Origin of the sequence: Sinanaerobacter chloroacetimidivorans, assembly GCF_018128545.1 — a bacterium.
Classification (GTDB): domain Bacteria; phylum Bacillota; class Clostridia; order Peptostreptococcales; family Anaerovoracaceae; genus Sinanaerobacter; species Sinanaerobacter chloroacetimidivorans.
Genome location: NZ_JAGSND010000058.1, coordinates 1 through 803 on the forward strand (window position 1 = coordinate 1; position 803 = coordinate 803).

General features: G+C 38.5%; 1 protein-coding gene. It reads left to right on the plus strand.

The features are described from left to right. Positions 1-585: 585 nt before the first annotated feature. Positions 586-803, plus strand: a 218-nt coding sequence (locus tag KCX82_RS22850; protein WP_465250705.1) for a hypothetical protein, incomplete at its 3' end; no start/stop codon positions are given.

Below are 803 nucleotides of genomic sequence, written 5' to 3' on the forward strand. Positions count from 1 at the left end.
GTGCGTCCGCAAGGACTCTATAGTATCGCTCGTGTGTGAGCATTAGATTAAAGAGAAATCTAATTGGTCAGCCGACTTACCAGTAGCCGAAAGGTCAATGGGAACAAAGCACGTCGGAAAAGCATATTTGTTTTGAAGTCAGAAAGAAGCAAGATATGCAAGACCACAGCGTGATATGGCTAAAGCTATACTGCTTCAATCCCAGTTTCTTCGCTTTAACACGTTGGGCAAACACACTCTGACTTATGTGTTTGAGGATAAATCTATGAAGATATCTGTACATTGTCTTCATACTCTTTGATTTATCTCGGTGTACGATAAGTACGCAAAAGAAACGAAAAGGAAGCCTAAGTTGCGCCAAAAAGTATTATGGAGTTTAAACGGAGATTGCCTAAGTTAGAATGCCGTCAAAACGGCTATATGTAATGCCTTTATGGTGATAAATCTCAAGGATAAAACCAAGAGAGATGACATTGAATATCTAATATGGCAACGGAGCTTTCATAGTAGTCTGAGCAAGGGAAAGCCTTGTACATGGCGAAGGAAAGCAGATTGTTTTATTGATAAAGAATGGAGGTATGCGAAATGCAGAACGCTAACACGATTTTATCAATGCTAAATCAGAAATCGCAGAATGATGAACACTATGTATTCCAAAGAATATATAGGAATTTGTACAACCGGGAATTTTATGTCAATGCCTATGCCAGAATCCAATCCAAAGAAGGAAATATGACAGAGGGTGTTGATAACCGGACCATTGACGGTTTTAAATATGAAATGATTGATACTCTGATTGAAAA